We start from the raw sequence: 20,359 nt of genomic DNA on the forward strand, positions 1-20,359 counted from the left end.
TGACGCTTTGGTAGCTACCATTACAAAGCTTTTGCTTACCCAAGGTTGAAAGGTTAGCTTGTTCAAGCTCTCGATTCGGTTACAAAGACCTGCGCACCTTTTAACCCAAAAATAGACGGGCTTCATTTTAACAGCTGTATTAGATTGTCTCTAGGCATTTTATCTTGTAAAAATTAGTATAATGGTTCATTTATTTGCGCTGGCAGCATTCAAGGCACTTCGTAGTTCTGCAATATAGATGGTAAGCTTGTCCTTGGAAATTGAGTTTCCGATGGGGGAGAAGCTAGTTGATTTTCCTTTCGCCTTATTCAAGGCATGGATAAGAAATTGAAGGTGCTCCAATTCCGCTATTTTTTTGGCTTCAGATCCCGCTTTTTTCCAGATTACCTTGAAATTATCCTCTAATTCGTTCCATTGTACACTATCAGTCTTTGTTTCAAATAGGAGCAAGCAAAGGTCAATGTTCAATAAAGCCACCATATTCCAGTAATCAAGTGAATAATTCTCTGTTTGTGCAATCAATTTATTCCTATGTTCTTCAAGCAATTTTTTGCTTTCATCGAACGATCTCAATCGATAGCTCATTTTGTCTACGGTAAAATCCCCTCCTGGTTTAACGCTATTGCTAAGATTTAAGAGTGCAGCTATTTCAATCGAATTGGAAAGGGAATATATCTTGTTATTGTTTGTTTTTTTTGCGTAGGCCATTTCATAATGCGCTATGGCGGTTTTATAGGCCCTAGTTCGCTTGGCTTCGTCAGGGGCAAGCATGGCTAAACGTTTATAAGCGCTCCCCAACAGATTTTGCCTTTCCGCCGTTTGGCCGGTTGACAATAGCACCTTTAAATCATTGATAACACTCTCTGTTTTTTGATACCCTTCTTCCAGCGCATCGTCATTAACTTTGTTTTCAAAAATGTCCCTAACAATCCGTTTTATTCTAGTATTGCAATAGGTCTCCATACATGAAAAGGAAAAATCGGCTTTCTCGGTACAGAGTAGCTCTTCAAATTTTTCGATAGCCTCGGTATACATAGCTAATTCTTGATAGATTCGTGCCTCTTTTTCGCGTATGGCGGGTGTTTTAAAATTATCATGTTCTGAAACGGCTTTCATAATCGTGAGTAGCTCATCAAGGGCTTCTTTTTTGGCCGTGGTTCCCATTTGCAAGTGATTGAGTAGATTGTCGAGATGTATTTCGGCTTCTTCTGGCACGATATAGCTCGGTGACCAAATACTCTTGGCTGAAGTTTTAAGTTTAAAAAAGGGATCGCCGTAACATTGGTAGGCCCCCCATGTATTAGTTTCCGGGAACTTGGCATATACATTACCACGCGCTACTTTCACCGCATCACCAAATGTTTTCCCGTCGAGAATATGTTCGTAAAATACGTTGGCAAACTCCAATGCCGCATTATCATTAACGGCCCAACCAGCTGCAATCACGGCTTTTACGCCAATCCGTATTAACTCTGTTCCGATATTGGCTGCCAGTTTGTACCGATTTTGATACAGCTGCTCATCTTCATTGTTACTGTAACCCAAATGGCAACAATTAACAAAAACGAGTTCAGGAACTATGGGCATTTGCTGAATTTCAAAAACGGTCAAGAACAATTCTTTTCCTATAACCATTCCCGATTCTTTGGGCGATTTGGGCTTGTATACCCCATGACCTGCCAAATGTATGATGGAATAATCTTTACAAAACAGCTCTCTGATTATTGTCGAAGCATTGGATCCGATGAGGTCGTTCACAGGATAACCCGACCGATCAAGTAATTCTTTTACCATTTGACCCTCTTCCCTGGCACCGGGTAATTGCCCGATATACTTATTAAGTATGGGATCGGCAACGATTAGGGCCTTGTGCTCTGAAACGCGTTTTATGGAATGACGATACTGGGAGATGGAGAGTTGTCGAATCATTCCCGAATTGACACAAAGCGGTTTCGCGTTGGCTGCGCTATCCTGCAATAATTCCCAAGGGTAAGACGCGGTTTTCGTGTCAAGTACCCAAGAAATGTTACCTTTTCGCTTTAATTTGTCTTTCAGCTGATTGGGAATCAATAACTCGAACAGCGTCTTCGCAGTACAACTAGACCATTGATTATTGGTCGATACTTCGGCTATAAATTGATTGATTAATGGCGTACTGCTATATATCTCATTTTCCTCTTCACGTGAGTCGCTCGTAGAAGCTCCGAATACCATGCTTTCAAGCTCTCCACTATCTTTGTTCACCTTTTTGTGTTTAACCGTTATTCGGTTCCACCAATCTTCGGTGACGTCTAAAGGAATCCGTTTTCTACTTCCTAGAAGTTGCTTTATTTTTTTACTGCCCAAGATAATGTTGGTGGCCGTATCTGCCCTTTGGGCTATTTGATTAAGGGCGTAGAGGCAATTGAGTGCCTTATCGGCATAGAGTTCAACAAATTCAATGTGCTGTATAGTGCCATAATCAGTTGAGGACAAGGTTTTTATTTTTTCATTTGCGCGATTCACCCCCGAAATCGTAGCCATCATAGAACTTTCGATACTTAGACCGCCATATCCACTTGAAATAACAAGTGAAGCTATTCCTATTCCGTTCGTGGGTGCCTTTTGCCCTCTCAAGTCGAGTAAATAGTTTAAAACCCCCTGTTCGACCGAACGGGCAAGTTGAAATGAAGTTAGTTGATCGGGTTCGCCCATTCCTAGAATAATGGCACCTTTAAAATCACTGTCCTCCATTTTTTTGAAAATGGCATTACTTCCTATTTCACCGGGATACAATCCTAAATTATGTTTAGAACGCAGGCTTCCTTTTAAATAGTTGTCAATTGCAATTTCTGCATTAAGTATCCCGTCGTTTAAAAAGTGACCGGCGAGTATGGGGTAAGAAGCATATCTTAAATCGCCATTGCTGATAGAGACCGTAATAGGTATCTGACTGCCGACGGGTTCGGTTTCATGGCGCAATCCCAAAACAGTTTCTGTGAGTCCGGTTTCTGAAAGGTCAAAATCGATGTCGGGTTCTGCACGAAAGATTTTTTCATCTCCGCGTACCATAGGTTTTGTATTGCGGAGTAATTTGGTTTGTCCTTTTGACAAAACTTCTTCAATGCCGTTAAAAATGCTCGTATCATTTGCAAGCGCACCGTGTGATACCCGAGTGTAGTAAACTGAATTTTCATTTAATTCTTTCGGAATTCCTGATTCCCAAGTGACGCTCTGGTCACCCTGTCCTGTATATAAAAAATAGAGTTCTGTAGGGGCAACATCATCTAAATGATAGCCGCAGGGAGTCATTTTATCCTTACCTGCGATATAGCTTATATTGGTATAATCGTCTAAGTTCTTCCAATCTTTTAGAACCTTGTCGCGATATTCCTTGAAGATTTTTAAGTCGTGTTCATCTGGTAAAGGCCAATCGGGTTTATTAAAGGCATCACGCATGTCTGTCCAGGTCTTCAATTTCGTAAAATCGTTCTTTGAATCCGTAGTCAAGGGCAATAAACTCAGAATACCCGGAAATTTCGAGAACATTTTAAGTAGCCCTTTTTTGGTGTGGAAAAGATCGAGCTTCGCTAGATTTTTGATAATGTTGTCTTGCCCGAAAAGTACGGTAAGTATGCGGTGGGATCCACCAAGGGGAGCACCCAGAAAAATGAGTCGGAAGTCTTTAGAAGCATTCAATTTTTGCCAAGTATCTCTATGATAGACCATAAAATCCCTTACTAGAACTCCGCCCATGGAATGTCCGATAATTTTTATAGGTTGGCCGTGACCCATGAGGCTAGTTATTTTTTGATTCAATGCTTTCGTACTCTCAGATAACGGCTTACGCCAATCGAACGGAAAAATGACCACATCATATTTGCCCGATAGCCACTTGTAGAGTTTGTAATAGGAGGTTTTTACAATAGAATCGGCCCGTATTTCGTCAACAAGGGTATATTTTAGATCCATAAGGCCTCCGACCAAAGCGTGGCCATAATTCAACCAAATTTCTTTATCACCTTGGGTAAGGTTTGAGCCCATGATACCCGGCAATAAAATAACAATGGGTTTGTTTCCGGTAGGAATTCCCGGTTGTGGCGGTAATTCACCATGTTCGATTATAGCGCGGTCTGTGGCAGGAACCGCATATTGTTTGACCGAAGTAAATCCTGGGATGGCTTCACCTTCATCAGTTTTTAAAACAAGTTCTATGGCTTCACAGGTCTTGCTGTTCGCAAAGTATTTAACATGGTTTACATCGGCCCCTTGATCGAAAAAATATTGAATATTGTTCTTTCTTTTGACCCCCAGATACATCGAATCTGTGTTTACCACCAAGTCATTGCGCTGCCAATAGAAAAGTTTGCCTAAGATGGTCAAAAGACCTTGCCCAGAAAAACTTACCCGGCCGTTGCCTGATATGACTGCCAAAGGTTTCCCGTCGATGGCATTTTTAGGATACGGGTCGTTCAATATTTTGATAAAAGGAGATTCGGGGTTCATGGCTTCCAGTCCGGGAAGTACATCAACATTATCCTTGCTATCGACCGCTGCCGAAAGTAATTCTTTTAAGATATCCCCAAAAACACCTCCAAAGAGGTTAAAGAAAACGTTAAGTATATGGTCTAAACGTTTTGAGGCTAATTTCGTACCTGCAGCGGGACAGGCCACCCGAATGAATTTAGTGATTTTAATCTTTTTTTCCTTAAACAGGGCATTAAGGGCATAAATATTGGCGATGTCATTTTCCCGATCTTCTTCTTTCTCTAAAAGGTCGGTATGTATATTGTTGAAGCCCGCAGGGGCATCTGTGTTGCTACTATATCTATTCAGAATATCCCCGATAAGTCCACCACGGGAATGGCTCAAGATATGCAGTTCTATATTGTTCGGAAGTAATGCGGCAAGTTCAGCGGTATTTTCCAGCGGACTTTTGGTAAGGGTGCGGTGTTGAAAGGCAATCACATTATTCCCATAAATATCATGTAGTGTAGACCAAACAGCACTGGATTGAAGATCGATAAATGCCCCACGGGTGTCTGAATTGGTTCCGTGAATAAAGAGAAAGTAGGGCTTGCTACTCGCTACCGTGTCTTTAAAAATATGAAATTTAAAATCTTTGTCGACGGTAAAAATGGCAGCATCTTTTTTAATAGCACCCTCTTTGTCGACTATTTCGTGCCATAGTTCACTTTTTTCGGTAATACCGTACTGTAGATGTTTGTCCTCAAGTTTTAGGGCGATTTTTTTTACCCCAAGGTCAATTGCCTTTTCAAAGGCTTTTTTGACAAAAACCCGAAGTATTTTGACCGCAATTTTACCGACGATTCCTCTTTCTGTGGCAGGTGCATCAACTGTGCTGGGCAGCACAAATGTTTCCGTATCCGAATCGCGTTTGCCGGCAGGTCTAAGCGCTGGGTCAAGCTCGGGGTAGACTTCATGCAGGGTAGATGCATCGCACATCCAGGTAGTGCCGTCTTCCAATTCAAATTCCAATAGCTTGTCATTGTTCTTTAAGCCAATATCGTGTTGATTTTCGGCATCACGGGTGCTTCCTGTCAAATCATAGGCTACTCCTTCTTTTTGCCCCGTGCTTTCGTCCGCGACAATTGCTTGTTTCGTGCCGAATACTATTAGTTTTTCAATGGGTTTCATAATTCTGGTATTGGATATTTATTCGCGCTGCATTGTTTTTAACGTGTGCTTTTTTTTATAAACTATCGATGATTTTTCCGTAAAACCGCCTACGCTAAGGTTCAGTATTATTAGGGAATAGGCCAAAAAGTCGGCGTACAACTTTAAGCAAGCCATATGCTCTTGACCAATAAAATGTGGGGGAAGATTTCTTTCTAAAGTTAAGGAAATTCTTAATAGGGTAACATACTTACTTCTTGACGCTTTCTTTTTAGGAATTGAAGGTCGACCAAGTCAGAAAAATTAGTTCTATTCAAACACTTTTTCTATATCCTTTATAAAATTCAGATTTACGGTAATATCCATAAAGTTGATATGGGTGTAGATCGGCGGAACTGCATCATAGGAAAAAGCCACAGGCAAAACGGTAATTAGTTTTTCGACGGAGCGTTTGTAGGCTAAATCCATTTCATTGCGGCAATGATTTTTGCCATAGTATTCTTCAGAAAAAACAGGAATAAAAAAGCGGGAGTCAACAATGGCCCACATATATTTTGCGGTAAAGGCTTCGCCAATACCAATACTATCCCTATCAAAGAAAATATTCAATTTATCGCCATTCGGTTTGCGGAATGCCTTTAGTGGTTCGTAAATATTCTTAATGACCCAATCACTATTACCACGTGAATAACTTATAAATACATCATATTTTTGGGAGCCTTCGGCAACCCCGGTCACCAAGAATTTATAGGCAAACCGCCAAGATAATATAGCCGACAGTAAAATGGCCATCAAGGGTAGACCCATTGGAATCACCTGCCCCATAGCGAGTATGGCGGCACCAACACCCAATAATAAGGCTATACTGGTAAAAAACGATAAAAATGCGATAAGCAGGGGCTTGGTTTGTAATCTTTTAAAGTATTTAAAGAACAAGGCAAACAGCAAGGCTGTAAAAAGCGCAAAAAATAGGATTAGGCCTACGTAAACAAAAGGCTGAGTGAGGGGTTGCTTTGCCAGGGTATTACCATTTAATTGATCCAACAAGGCCCAGGCCACCAAATGGGTCCCGGTTTTGTTGATTTTAGCAATTCTGTCGGCGGCCAAGCTTCCTATAATAATAATATTATCATCAATGGTCAAAGGGGAGGAGAAACTGCCTCCAGCGGTATTGTCACCAGTATGAAGAAATTGAACCGTTTGCTGTGCAATACTTTTTTCATTGCCCAACGGCAATACAAACCCCCGAGGTTCAGAAGGAGGTGTGTCTTTCAAGTTAACATTAACATCACGAGCTACTTTTGAGGCCACGGCTTCTATAAGTTCGTAACCACCGCCCTCTCTTGGGAATGACAATTCAGATTCATAAAACAAAACACCCATTCGCTCTTCGAACATCGAATGTAATCGAAACCCATCGAGGTAATTTTCATAAATGTCGACGGCCTGACTGCTCTCGTTTTTTTCAAAAGTGATTTGTTCATATTCACGCATGTCATATACGCCGTAGACTTTTGTTTTTTCCCGAATCCGTTTTAAAGAATTCTTTAAGGTCTCCAACTCTTGGGGCTCGTTCTCAAAATAGATATCCAATAAAACTGCCCTAGGGTTGTCTTTTGAGGCGGCTATGGTGTCTAAAAGATTGCTTAGTCGTTTTCTGTAATTGGCACGATCATAACTGGTCTTATTCTCGGCATGATGTGGTATGTCGATAAGAAAGATGCGTTTGGGAAATTCAATTTGCTCTGAACGATCTAAATAAAAGGTGCGATAGACATAGTAGTCCAATGATTGCCAGAAATTGGTAAGGGTAGCGACGGCACTTAAAATTACAACAAAAATCAAGAGATAAACCGCGAGACGTTTTAGGGTAGTCATCGTTTCGTTAGTATTGTTTCAGTTGGGCTTCCATAGCTTCGGCCATGTCATAGAATTTGTCGCTTTCATCATAATTGTTCAAAATATCATAGCACCAGCCCAGATTGTCGTAATTGTCGACTATATCCAGTCCGATACTCCAAGCGGTCTCATAATCTTCGATGCTTGAGAAATATTCAAAATCTTCTTTATTGAATTCAAGGTCTTCCGAAATTATAGCCAAAGCAATGTTGCAATGTTTAACGCCTTTATCATAGTTTTTTAAGTTATAGTTTGCCTCGCCTAGACCAATATGGTTTTCTGCTATACCGGGGTCATCGGGGTCCAGTTCATCCTCATAAAGTTCAATAGCAGTTTCAAAAGCTTCTACAGCGGAAGTTGGGTCGGCTGCATCGAGATAGAGTTCCCCTAGTAAAGTGTATTCGCCTACTATGGTTTCGGCATCAACGCCATTTTCGTAGGCCCGTTCTAATTCTTGCCCGAAAAACTGTATAGCTTGGTCGTATGATTCATAGGGCACTTCCTCTTCATAGCTATGATTGAACAGTTCTTCAGGGTCTCCAGCGTTTATAAGAGTGGTTTTAGTAGCCGTTAATTCACGCTGTTTTCTCAAGTTGTTTTTAGATTTTTCCTGAATATTTAATTTTACCTGTCGCTCAATGGCAACCGTCCCTTCTTGAGTGCTAAATTTGACGTCTTTCCCAATAGCTTCCACCGTAAAAATAGTGCCTTTTACAGCTCCTTGGTGTTTGCTGCTAGGGCCGCTGGCCTTGTAAAAATTAAGTTTGTTGCTTACGAAGTGCTCAACTTTTCCCCAAAAGGTCTGGTGCGATTCCCCTTTTGGCCCTGCTGATGCCAAATGTTTTGAACCCGGACCAAGGCGCTGTTTGTTGCCGTTACTAGCTAGCCATACCACCGTTTGGGCGGGTATTATAAATAAAGTGCCTGAATCGAATTTTTGATTTACCTGAACAGTGGCCACAGCCGGTTTTTGTTTAGGCAGGGCATAGCTTATGTTCAAGGTGTTTACCGGCTCGCCGTTGAATTCAAGTTTGGCTATGGTAGATTGTGCCAAGGTCAGGGAAGTTGATAGACAGCATATAACAGCTGCCATGGTCATTCTATAGCACGAAGAAATAGTGATGTTATGAACTTTAAAATGAGTCATTATTCTGATTGTTTAAATGTTGGACAATAGTTGAAAAACAAAAGGTTGTAGAGAAATTGATCAGCCCTAAGCAATGCATATTGCAGTTTTTATATCTTTTACTTTACCTTCTTTAAGCCACCTTATCATTCAAATGTTTTTCTGATCTTGACTTAGAGATTAATAGAATTACTCCCCGTTTATAATTATCGTATTGGGTACGTCACCGAAATTAACATGGGTGATATACGTAAAAAGACCAGTTCTCGAACCATGTTATTCATGGAATATCACAATTGAACCTTTATGCAAAAAAAATACGGGGGATTATAATTTTTAAAGTTATAGAAATTTTTGGAAAATGTCCGCCGTTCGAATAGGTATTGTAAATTCGGAAATAAAATTCTAACTTGGAAAGAATTAAACGGTGTCGGTACAGCCACCTACAGTTTGTCTCCCCCGTATTTGCTGTATTCATTTTGCGTCCTATAATCTTTAAATCAAGGAAATTTGTATGGAAAGTATTTTTCTTTCATATCATTTTGATCAAAATGTAGAATCATTGGCGGGTAGTATTAAAAGATTGATTCACAGCCATGATCTTGAAGTTATCGATGGCCATCGGTTAGAGGGGCAACAATTGACCGATGCGGTAGCGGAGCGTATTCAAGGTGCCGACGCCATGGTCGTATTGCTTTCGAAACGTGGAGAAGGAAAAACGAATGATTGGGTGCAGCACGAACGAACAACGGCCTTTACGCATAAGATCCCTTTTATAGCCTTAATCGAGGAGGGCTTACCTAATAATGGACCCTTTCAAACCTTCGAGTACATACGCTACAAGCCAGATGATTTGGTTGAAGCGCTTTTAAAGGTTTCTGAAACTATTTTTAAGTGGAAGCTAAGATTGGGAGAGCGGGTAGAGGCATATTTAGAGCCTGAGGAGATTGTAGCTTTAGTCAGATCTAATTATAACCAAAAGGATATAGTAAAATACCGATTTTTTAGTAGTAAGACCGGATGGAGTACGTGGAAGGAAGCACTTATCAAACCACAATCAGGAGGTTTAAGTCTTTTTCTTGAGGGGGTGGGCAAGAATACCGAAATGCAAATTCAAGTGACCACTAAAAATGGAATTTACACTTCTGATGTAATCAATAGAAACCTAAGAATTTCAATGTCGTTATGATTTACGCCAAAGAATTTACTATAGGACAGAGTTCTCAAAGAGACAAAAAAAGCAAGGACTATTTTGAATGGTCCATTTGGATCGAGAATGGGGAGCTTGATGTATCCGAAATCGATTATGTTGAATACTTGTTACACCGCACTTTTAAGAATCGGCTGCGTAAAGTTACAGATGTTTCGACAGGTTTTAAATTAAACTCTAAGGGATGGGGTGAATTTCGAATTGAAATATCCATTATCAAAAAGAACCGGGAGACCATACAAATGGCGCATTGGCTTGTGTTAAGGGATTCGTATCGAAGTGCCGAAGGGGAGAATGATATACCAAAGGTGAATCCGAAAAAAATATATATATCACATGCCGATGTCGATACGCGTACAGCGCAGCGGTTAGAGTTTATATTGACCGATTTGGGAATGGAGGTTATTTCGGCCAATGATTTAGAATCGGAAGGGAGTCTACAAGAAAATATCGTTAGTTCGATAAACGCATCCGACGCAATTATCACCATTAATTCAGGAACGGAGAATGAATGGCAAAATGCCGAGATTAATATTGCAAAAGAACTTTCAAAAACAATTATCCCTATGGATTCAATTATTGATTCCGACATAAATAAAGCCGACAGCAATATTTCTTCCCGCTTGAATTTAGACGAATCTTATGGTAAAACCCTAAAAGCGTTAGGGAATCAAATAAATAAATTGAAATTTTAAGAACACCAAAGTTTAACAAAACCAAACTTATGCCAACTACAACTTCTCACCTTTGGGGCGATTTAGCCGACCGTTATGAAAAGTCAAAAACCCATAAAATTCTCGCTTTGGATGGCGGTGGTATCCGAGGGGTCATTACCCTTGAAATATTAGCAAAGCTAGAAAACGATTTAAAAAACAAGTTGGGTAAAGACGATAGTTTTCGCTTAAGTGATTATTTCGATTACTTCGGTGGTACGAGTACGGGTGCCATAATTGCTGCCGGCCTTTCAATAGGAATGTCGGTTGCCGAATTGTTGGAATTCTACACCAAAAAAGGCAAAGATATGTTCGACAAGGCGTCTTTATTAAAAAAGTGGAAATCACTTTATGAATCGGGACCATTGCTCAATATGTTACAAGACACTTTTGGAAAAGACACCAATATGGATATTGCAAATGGCAAGTTCAAAACTCTTTTGACCGTAGTTACTATGAACCGTAGCACAGATTCCCCTTGGCCGATTAGCAACAATCCCCTAGCGAGGTATAATGGTAAAGATCGTCCTGATAACAATCAAAATATTAAGTTGTACCAACTGATTAGGGCTAGTACCGCCGCCCCTGCTTATTTTCCGCCAGAAACCTTGGAATGGGATGCGAAGGACCCATCAAAGACTTTTGTTTTTGTCGATGGTGGAGTGACGCCTTATAACAATCCTGCTTTTTTACTCTATCGTATGGCCACGCACTCGGCCTATAAACTGAATTGGGAACGTGGCGAAGACAAACTGTTGATAGTATCGGTCGGTACGGGTAGTGCAACCTCAGAGGGCGAATATCGTAATCTAGGAAATACGTTGATGGAACTACCCACAAACCTTATGTATGCCATACAAATCGATCAAGATATCAATTGTCGCACGTTCGGTAAATGCACATACGGCCCCGAAATAGATCGAGAACTCGGTGATATGGTTCCTGCGGCCAGTGAAGATACCAATAGAGATTTTACCTATGTGCGCTATAATGCCGACCTTAGTGAAAAGGGACTAAAAGCATTGGGTTTGGAGAATTTAGATGCAGAGAAAGTACAAAAAATGGACTCTGTTAAGAATATTAAAGACCTCCAATTGGTCGGCGCTAAAACAGCTATAGAACAGGTAAATTTGGACCATTTGGGAACTTTTGTTTAACATAGGTCAACAATGAACGCATTTATAGTTAGGCCCTTTGGGGAAAAGAACGGAGTGAATTTTGACGAGGTGCAAGCAAAACTTATTCTGCCTGCATTAAATAAGGCCGGTATAAACGGTTGTACCACAGGCGTTATCTTAGAGGCTGGTAACATACGCCAAGACATGTTTCAATTATTGCTTACCAGCGATTTGGTCATAGCTGATATATCAATTCATAACGCCAATGTCTTTTATGAACTTGGCATTCGTCACGCCTTACGCGCCAAGAAAACATTATTGATCCGCTGTCGTAAAGATGAGGTTCCCTTTGATTTGAAGACGGACCGATATTTGGCGTATGATAATGGTAATCTGGGAAAGGACGTTGATTTGTTGAGCGAGAGCATTAAGGCAACAATGCGATCGAACCAGCCCGATAGCCCGGTTTTTATGATGCTCCCTAAACTCGTTTCGCAAAACCCGGAAGATTTTTTAGCGATCCCAGCAGATTTTTCCAAAGAAGTATATGTCGCCAAAAAAACGAAAGATCAAGGCAAATTGGCCTTACTTGCCACCGAAGCGGCATTTTTCTCTTGGGAGTTACCTGCGCTACGGATAATTGCCGATATTCAATTTAGGTCAAAACTCTATGAAGATGCTAGACAGACTTGGGAAATAATACGAAAAAGGAAGGCTAACGATATTGAAGCCAATGAACGCTTAGCGACTATATATCATCGATTGGCAGAAAAGGAAACAAAGAATAATCCTGAGATTGCGGAGCAATTGTATGCCTTGTCCGATGAAGCCATAGATTATTTATTCAAAGAGTTTAGTACGCTTGATAAAAACAAACGAGCCGAAGTATTTGCCCTCAAGGCGCGCAACGAAAAAGCCAAGTGGATAGCCCAGTGGATCGATTCAGATTCTGAATTTAAAGCGTCTAAAGCACTCCGGCCTCAGGCATTACATGACGCTTACAAAAACTATTCTTTGGGTTTTCAAGAAGACTTGAACCACTATTATTCGGGAGTGAATGCTTTGGCGATGCTTAAGTTAATCATTTCATTGGCAGATAGTGAACCTGAGATGTGGGAAGCGAAATATGGTGATGAAGCTAAGAGTACCTTGCTGACATACAAAAAAGAGTTCAATGATTTGGCCATGGTCGTTGATTGGGCCGTTAATTCAGAAAAAAAAGCATTGGAGCGCAACAATCAATCTGATCCTTGGGTAAATATGACCATTGCCGATTTGGCGCTTTTGACCAGTGACAATCCTCAACGCGTTGCCCATCTCTACTATACAGCCATTGAATCCGGTTCGGGATTGAACTTCGATGCGGCCATGCGCCAATTGCATTTATATAAAGAGTTACAAATCATGACCGACAATGTGACGGCAGCCTTAAATGAGTTCCGAGACATACTAGTGAGTGAAAATGTCGAAACAAATAAAAAGGCAATTGTGTTCTCCGGTCATATGATTGACAAGGAAGGTCGTAAGGAACCCCGTTTTCCTAAAGAGCGGGAAGGAGCGGTTCGCGAAAAAATAAAGAATAGTGTAAAAGAAATTTTGGGCAACGAAACACCCAAAGATTTCATTGGTATAGCTGGGGGGGCCTGCGGCGGAGATATCCTTTTTCATGAGGTTTGTAAAGAGTTGGGTATCAAAACCGGATTATATCTCGCCTTGCCAAAAGAAAAATTTATAGGTGAGTCGGTACGATTTGCAGGTAATTCATGGGTCGATCGGTTTTATGCGATACACGATGATGCAAATACGCTGGTTCAGCTATTGTCAAACGATATGGACTTACCGATTTGGCTACAGGGAAAAAAGGACTATACTTTTTGGGAGCGAAATAACCTTTGGATTTTAAATTCAGCCCTTTCATACGGTGGTCGTAATCTTACCTTTTTAGTGTTATGGAATGGAAAAGAGGGAGACAATCCGGGAGGTACAAAACACATGATAGAAGAGGCTGACAAAAGAGGCGCCAAAAGTATTGTTATCAGCCCTTGAATTCGGGTAAAAAATATTGCAGAATAACCAACCAAGTTAAAATTTTAAGTATGGAAGCAGAAGACTATGTAACAGAACGCCTAGATGCCCAGCAGAAATGGTATAGCAAGAAAAGTGGTATTAACAAGGATTACCATAACCGCATGAAAATTGCGACGATTATATGTGCCGTTCTGATCCCTTTGCTATCTGGCCTTGAATTGTTTGGGGTAATAGCGGGAGCATTAGGTGCCGTGGTGGCCATATTGACTTCCGTTTCAGGGGTGATGAAATTCGAACAAAAGTGGATCAATTACAGAACTGCTTCCGAACGATTAAAACGAGAGAAACTTCTTTGGCAGACCAAAACCCCTCCTTATGACAAAGACAAGGCTTTTACCCTGTTAGTGACACGGGTAGAGACTATTATAAATGTTGAGAATGGTGATTGGGGCGATTATATAGCCAGTAAGGAAAAGCCAGAGTAGTAGCTTCATTCGAACGAATATTTATAATCTCGCGTACACGCTTCCTTTTCACTTTTCCAAGTTTATCTTGGTGATTACAATGCTACAGCTATGGCAATCCATCCCCTCATTTTAATTGCTAAAAAGAGCGAAAATTTTATTTTCTGTATATTGGGGCGCTTTTTGGCATGAAATTGCGTTGACTATAAAGTAGATAATGTTATTTCTATATGCTAGCCTCGCTTCTATGAGTTATAAAAATTCCCCCATGAAATTTGAAATATCAGAAAAGTTGGCCATTGTACAGGCCGTTGATTCGGTCATCCTCGCTGATGGCAAGGTACATAATGGTGAAATAAATGCCCTTAGTGAATTGATGTATCGAATTGATTTCGAAACCAATTTTATCGTACAGGCAAGAAATGTAGAGCCTGAACAAGGTATTGTTATTTTAGATGGTATGCCAGATATAAAAAAGCAGGCTTTGGCTGGTATTTTAGAGGATATGGCGAATGCCGATGGCTTCTTCCATGAAAAAGAAATGACGCTTATACGAGGCATATTGGCCTCCATCGGCATTGGTCGTGAGTTGAATTAATGGCGTAGTACCATAACCATAACATTTTCAAATATCAAGATGGGCTGGGCCAGCGTATTCCTAGAGGTCTCTAAAGACGCCGTTGAGCATCACTTTTTCGACCGTATTCATAGCTTTGAGGTCATCCAACGGATTTTGGCGCAATAAAATTAAATCGGCAATCTTTCCTTTTTCGATACTTCCCAGTCTTTCGTCTATTCTAAAAAATCGCGCGTTCTGAAGCGTTGCTGCGCTAATAACTTGCATGTTGGTCATTCCTGCCTCTTTCAACAGCTCCATTTCCCGATAATAAGCATTTCCCAAATCTGCATAGGGTACAAAGGTATGAGAGCCTACAACAATCTTGGCGCCTCCTTTTTTAGCTTTCCCTACAAATTTAAGCATATTGGCAAACCCATTGACTTCAACACTGTCGCCTTTATCACTTTGGCGTTCAAAGACGGCCAATGTAGGACTAATGAAGGTTTCATTTTCTACCAAGAAGGGTATAATAGAGTCGACTTTGGCATTGTTGTCAATATCTAAAGTATTCCATACTTCATATCGACCCCTTCCCCGTGCACCATTATCGCCCAGAATTAGGTTCTTATAGTCTTCGGCCTCCCGCGGTGAAAGTAGTGCCGTACCGAACGAGGTAATATGTTCAATACCATCTAGGCCGGCATTGATCGCATCAATGGCATTGGTAATTTCTAGATGAGCTGTGACGGGTAGGCCTCTTTTAGCTGCGGTTTCGCAAATGGTTTGAATCATTTCGGTGGAAATTCTGAAATATACTTTAATGGCCGTAGCACCCTCGTCGGCAAATTTATTTACTGCAATCTCACCTTCCATGGCATCTTGAATAAGGTAAGAATTTTTAGGATATGCCGGCGGATAACTGTCAATATGTGGCCCGGTAAGGAACAACCGTGGGATAGCTTTTCCCGATAGACGGGCATCATCATAGGAAGCATTCCAGGCCCCTGGATCACGCACCGAGGTCACCCCTTTTTGTAAGAACATGGTGGTCATTTTTTCAGAGTCCCCATGAAAATGAGCATCGATAAGACCCGGAAGGAGTGTCATTCCAGTGGCGTCAAAGATTTTAGCGTCTTCCGGAATTTCATCTTCAGACGCATTTCCTACAAAATCTATAGTATTGTTTTTAACGATGACCAAGGCATTCTCAATAGGTTCTGAACCGTTACCGTCAACCAAGGTCGCACCAGCGATGGCAATGGTCTTATCTCCTTCCCTGATTTCATTGGTATTCAATGAATAGAGGGGCTTTACCACTTCTTTTATAATGGTTTCCTGCTTTGTCTGAGGCTGCTCAGCACAAGACACAGCTAAGATCAGGCAGATAAGATAGGTTGGTATGGTTCTCATTTCGAAAGGTGTATGGTTTGTAGTTGGTCGTATGAAATTACAAATTCGACTAAAGATAAGGGTAAGTTTTATTATATGGCTATTCTAGTTTATTTGTTCTTGTTTAGTGTTTTGGATATTACTCTGCAAAAGAACTTTTGGCATTAGAATGTATGGGGACATATTTCTCGATTATATACGGCGTTATCTCATCTAGCGTTTTTCCGCTAATAGGATGCAACCCCGGAGCGGTAAAATATTCTATTTCCCCTTTCTTAGTTTTGTGGTACCATATCAAAGGTCGATTGGTGTCTTCGGAAAAGAAAGTCGTGGCCATGGTAACTTCAATTTTTTTAAAATTGGAAAACCGTATGCGATCAAAAGGTTCGACTTGGGTGCCGTATTTTGAATACGGACTTATACCACAAGCGATTTCTTCATAATGGGTTTTCGCCCAGGTCATGCAACGGTTTTCAACAGAAATTTGGTGGTTGTTTGTAGTTTTTGACCATAGGCTTATGAGTATGATTGCTCCAAGTACAATTGAAATCGTAAATGATAATTTCCATTTGTTACTGCGCTTGGTTGTTTCACGCTTAGGAGAATTTAGAAGGATCTTTTCTTGATTCTTATTGTTATCATTCTTAGTGTTGTTACTGACTACTTGATTCTTTTTTACATACTCTTTATAGCCTTCAATCCCCAAATAGGTACAGAATAAATCTACGCTTTCAGCAGAGGGTCTACCATATTTTCTTTTGTTATTGATATATCTATCGTAGGCCCTTTCCAGTGTTTTGGCATTTATACGATTATATTTCTCGTTTAGTGTATCGGCTATGGCTTTGGATAAAGCACTTTTAGCATGGGAAACGCTTTCAATTTTGGCTTTCTCAAATGCTTTTCGAACAATTTCACCGATTCTTTTGTCTTCCATTGCATTAAAAATACAAATTTTAAACGGACAAATATTCGACACAATACCCAGCAGACTCTTTATTTAACGGGTGTCTAAAAGATGTCTAAAACAAGTCGATTCTTTGTCTGTAATACTCTTTTGAACTTCCATTTAATTTGTCCTCAAGAATGATTTTCGCCGTGTTAAGCTAACATAGCGATTCTAGAAAAAATCACTCTTACGGAAATCCACAATGCGGTCGGTGATTAATCCGACGAGAAGTAAGTTATGAGCTACCGCATTTGGATTTCTACTTCTCGAACAAGGGAGACGTCTCTTCACTTTTTAGCGCGATAAATCATCGCAGAATTCACGGAGTATTAACTCGGACGGCCACTGGCATGTCCAATTTTTAAGATAATAATTATGAAAAAAGTAATCATAGCCGTAATGGCATTAGTTTTTAACACGTTCCTATTTTCTTGTACCGACGACTCCATTGCAGAAAGCGATTCTCTTTATGAGACTCAGGCAACAGAGGGCGACGATGGAGATGTAGATGATGGAAGGGGCGATGGTTAATGCCATCGACCAATAATGAAGCGAGCCATATCTTCGGATATGGCTTTTTTATTTTATTACATTTATAGTCAAACTAATTTTGACATGGCATATGCCCGCGTTTTCTTCTTGATGATTTTGTTGGCTTGCATTGGATGTAAGAATTCGGAGGATTCTGAAACTTCAAAAATGAACGACAATGGAATTCAAGAAGTTTTGAAGCACAGTAAGAATACCGAACTTGATTTTGAGCAAAGGTTGAAATGGATCGATAGTGCTTATGCGAACAAACAAAAAACTGCACTAGATAAATTAACGCTCGCCCTTCTTTACGATAAGAGTGCCCTTCACTATAAATTAAAGCAAATGGATAGTGCTGCATATTATGATGCACTATTGTTTAAAAAGTCAAGTTTGCTGGGAGACGACTATTTTGTAGGAAGAGCAAGTCATCGATTGGCATATGATTTTAAAAATCGTGGTGTTTATGATAGCGCCTATTTCTATTATAACATTTCAAAAAATGCTTTTCAGAATTTAAGGGATAGCAGTCAAGTGGGCAGACGGTTGTTGAGTATGGGGCTTATTCAAAAAGATCAAAACGATTTTTTCGGAAGCAAGGAAACCCTGACCGAAGCTTTGCAATTCCTGAATCAGTATAATGATACCAAATATATTGCTTCTTGTTTCAATGCACTCGCCACCAATCATAGAAAACTCTTGAATTATACCGATGCCGTTGACTACTATTCGAAAGCAATAGAATTCACCGATTCGGAAAATGACAATTTAATCTATGCCAATAATTTGTCCGCTACCTATATCGACCACGGGGCATACGCAAATGCCATCGGCCTACTGCAAAAGGTGTTAAAGGATTCGTTACTGCAGCAAAAACAAAGGGAATATGCCAGGGTCGTTGATAACCTGGCCTACGCCCAATGGTTGTCTGGGGACAATGATACCCCAAATAGTCTTTTCCAGGCTCTGGGCATCAGAATTGCCGATGGTGACAAGCGCGGGCAAATAGCCAGTTATACCCATCTGGGGGAATACTATGCGGCAAGCGATCTTGAAAAGGGCCGCGCCTATTTTGATTCGGCAATTCGGTTATCTAAATCGTTAAGGATACCGAGAGCCGAGCAAGATGTTCTAAAATTCCTTATTGACTTGAATCCTAAAAATATAGCATTCAGAGACCGGTATACCTTTCTACAAGACAGTATGTATGCCCAAGAGCTCAAGGTAAAAACCCAATTTGCCAAATACAAATACGACGATAGGTTAAAACAAGAATCGATACTAAGGCTTCAGACCGAAAAAGCGGTTCAAGAGCTTGAAGTGGTCAAAGAACGAAACTATAAGATAACCTTTGTTTTTGCCTTTTTTGTCGCTTGCCTGGGGCTAGGATTTATTTATTACTACTTCAGACAACGAACTAAAGACCTTAAGAAGAAGGCAACCTACTTAGAGCAACGTAATAAAATTGAAAAGTTGGAAGCCGTTTATGAGACCGAAGCACAATTATCGAGACGGCTTCATGATGATTTTGGGGCGCAACTGAACCATACAATGCTTTTAATTCAGAACAATACCGAAAAATCGATACTACTTGATAAGATAGATGGTCTTTATCAACAAAGCAGAGACTTTTCTAGAGAAATCAACAATGTCGATACGGGAGCCTCTTATAAAGACGAACTTTTTGAAATGCTTAGGTTGCAAACACCGCCAACAACAAAATTATTTACTACAGGAAGTAAAGAAATCGACTGGTCGGTAATAAGTGGATTGAGTAAAACGGTGCTTTATAAAGTACTTCGCGAAATAATGATGAATATGGCGGCTTATAGTGAAGCATCTCTGGTTGCCATAACTTTTAATAGGGATGTAGATTTCTTGCAAGTCAAATATTCCGATGATGGGGTAGGGGCTTCCGAAGAAGCGCTGAATTCTAAAAATGGACTACGGAATACGGAAAAGCGTATTCAGGCGATTGACGGAACAATTATATTTGAATCGGAAAAAGGAAAAGGATTTAAGGTGGAGATCAACATCCCGAATTAAAAACGATTTATACCATGTTTAAAAAAGTTTTGATTGCCGAAGATTTTCAAGATACCAATAGAGGTATTGTCGATGCTTTACGCAATAAATTAAATATTCTCGAAATACAAGAAGAACTCTATTGCGATACGGCCTTTAATAGGCTTAAGCTTGCCCAAGAAAAAGCGATTCCTTTCGAACTACTGATTACAGACCTTTTTTTTAAGGAAAGCCATATAGATAGGAGGCTTTCTTCCGGCATGGAACTTATCAAAGCGGCTAGAACCTTGCAACCCGGGTTAAAGGTCATCGTGAACTCGATGGAAGACAACCCCGTTAAAATCAAGACACTTTTTCAAGAACAGAAAATAGATGGGTATGTCTGCAAAGGTCGGCACAGCTTGATTGAGCTGGTAAATGCCATTGACGCCATTCATGCCGATAAAACGTATGTTTCCCCACAAATAAATTTAAGCACCGCCAACAATGTTTTTGAGTTGGATGCGTTCGACCTGAAGATTTTAAAAGACCTTGCCGATGGTTTTAGTAAAAAGGAAATCGTCGAAAAATTTAAGCGACAGAATATTTCGCCGAATAGCGAAAGCACCATTGATAAAAGGGTTGGCAAGTTATTTGATGAATTTGGGGCAAAAAACACCACACATCTTATTGCCAAACTTACCCGGGAAGGAAAAATATAAATAGCAGTTTTCAAGAAAATGGCCGAACAAA

General features: G+C 40.4%; 14 protein-coding genes. 9 read left to right on the plus strand and 5 right to left on the minus strand.

Annotation, left to right across the window (positions count from 1 at the left end):
* Positions 1–186 precede the first annotated feature (186 nt).
* The 3 genes from BLS33_RS13335 to BLS33_RS13345 form a co-directional block, all read right to left on the minus strand.
* Positions 187–5,637 carry a CHAT domain-containing protein gene (locus BLS33_RS13335; RefSeq protein WP_089889959.1) on the minus strand — a complete coding sequence of 1,817 codons (5,451 nt, stop codon included), beginning with the start codon at positions 5,635–5,637 and terminating at the stop codon, positions 187–189.
* Positions 5,638–5,925: 288 nt separating this feature from the next.
* The gene (locus tag BLS33_RS13340; protein WP_089889962.1) at positions 5,926–7,494 is read right to left on the minus strand and encodes a TIR domain-containing protein; all 1,569 of its coding nucleotides are present in this window, start codon (positions 7,492–7,494) and stop codon (positions 5,926–5,928) included.
* Between the two features lie 7 nt (positions 7,495–7,501).
* Positions 7,502–8,662 (minus strand): tetratricopeptide repeat protein, encoded by a 1,161-nt coding sequence (locus tag BLS33_RS13345; RefSeq protein WP_143017619.1) that lies wholly within the window; start codon positions 8,660–8,662, stop codon positions 7,502–7,504.
* 493 nt (positions 8,663–9,155) lie between these two features.
* Between BLS33_RS13345 and BLS33_RS13350 the strand changes: the two genes are divergently transcribed.
* The 6 genes from BLS33_RS13350 (at position 9,156) to BLS33_RS13375 (ending at position 14,772) form a co-directional block, all read left to right on the plus strand.
* Positions 9,156–9,830 carry a toll/interleukin-1 receptor domain-containing protein gene (locus BLS33_RS13350; RefSeq protein ID WP_089889968.1) on the plus strand — a complete coding sequence of 225 codons (675 nt, stop codon included), beginning with the start codon at positions 9,156–9,158 and terminating at the stop codon, positions 9,828–9,830.
* A complete protein-coding gene (locus BLS33_RS13355) occupies positions 9,827–10,546 on the plus strand; it encodes a pYEATS domain-containing protein (protein WP_089889973.1) in 720 nt (239 codons plus the stop codon). Before BLS33_RS13350 ends, BLS33_RS13355 begins: the two co-directional genes overlap by 4 nt.
* Before the next feature lie 29 nt (positions 10,547–10,575).
* Positions 10,576–11,721, plus strand: coding sequence for a patatin-like phospholipase family protein (locus BLS33_RS13360; RefSeq protein WP_089889976.1), 1,146 nt, complete (start codon positions 10,576–10,578; stop codon positions 11,719–11,721).
* Positions 11,722–11,733: 12 nt separating this feature from the next.
* Positions 11,734–13,728, plus strand: a complete 1,995-nt coding sequence (locus BLS33_RS13365; RefSeq protein WP_089889980.1) for a tetratricopeptide repeat-containing protein — start codon at positions 11,734–11,736, stop codon at positions 13,726–13,728.
* A gap of 50 nt (positions 13,729–13,778) precedes the next feature.
* On the plus strand, positions 13,779–14,195 hold the full coding sequence (locus BLS33_RS13370; RefSeq protein WP_089889983.1) for a DUF4231 domain-containing protein: 417 nt from the start codon (positions 13,779–13,781) through the stop codon (positions 14,193–14,195).
* 247 nt (positions 14,196–14,442) lie between these two features.
* The gene (locus BLS33_RS13375) at positions 14,443–14,772 is read left to right on the plus strand and encodes a tellurite resistance TerB family protein (protein ID WP_143017610.1); all 330 of its coding nucleotides are present in this window, start codon (positions 14,443–14,445) and stop codon (positions 14,770–14,772) included.
* 60 nt (positions 14,773–14,832) lie between these two features.
* Here BLS33_RS13375 and BLS33_RS13380 read toward each other — a convergent pair whose 3' ends face one another.
* Both BLS33_RS13380 and BLS33_RS13385 read right to left on the minus strand, forming a co-directional pair.
* Positions 14,833–16,143: an amidohydrolase family protein gene (locus BLS33_RS13380; RefSeq protein ID WP_089889990.1), complete on the minus strand. Its 1,311-nt coding sequence runs from the start codon at positions 16,141–16,143 to the stop codon at positions 14,833–14,835.
* 118 nt (positions 16,144–16,261) lie between these two features.
* On the minus strand, positions 16,262–17,059 hold the full coding sequence (locus BLS33_RS13385; RefSeq protein ID WP_089889993.1) for a hypothetical protein: 798 nt from the start codon (positions 17,057–17,059) through the stop codon (positions 16,262–16,264).
* Between the two features lie 387 nt (positions 17,060–17,446).
* Between BLS33_RS13385 and BLS33_RS24865 the strand changes: the two genes are divergently transcribed.
* The 3 genes from BLS33_RS24865 (at position 17,447) to BLS33_RS13395 (ending at position 20,328) form a co-directional block, all read left to right on the plus strand.
* Positions 17,447–17,602, plus strand: a complete 156-nt coding sequence (locus BLS33_RS24865; protein ID WP_176801388.1) for a hypothetical protein — start codon at positions 17,447–17,449, stop codon at positions 17,600–17,602.
* Positions 17,603–17,686: 84 nt separating this feature from the next.
* Entirely contained in the window at positions 17,687–19,648 is a 1,962-nt protein-coding gene (locus tag BLS33_RS13390) for a tetratricopeptide repeat-containing sensor histidine kinase (protein WP_143017611.1), read from the plus strand.
* Between the two features lie 14 nt (positions 19,649–19,662).
* Positions 19,663–20,328, plus strand: coding sequence for a helix-turn-helix domain-containing protein (locus tag BLS33_RS13395; protein ID WP_089889999.1), 666 nt, complete (start codon positions 19,663–19,665; stop codon positions 20,326–20,328).
* Positions 20,329–20,359 lie beyond the last annotated feature (31 nt).

Origin of the sequence: Kriegella aquimaris (assembly GCF_900103215.1) — a bacterium.
In the GTDB taxonomy this organism is placed as follows: domain Bacteria; phylum Bacteroidota; class Bacteroidia; order Flavobacteriales; family Flavobacteriaceae; genus Kriegella; species Kriegella aquimaris.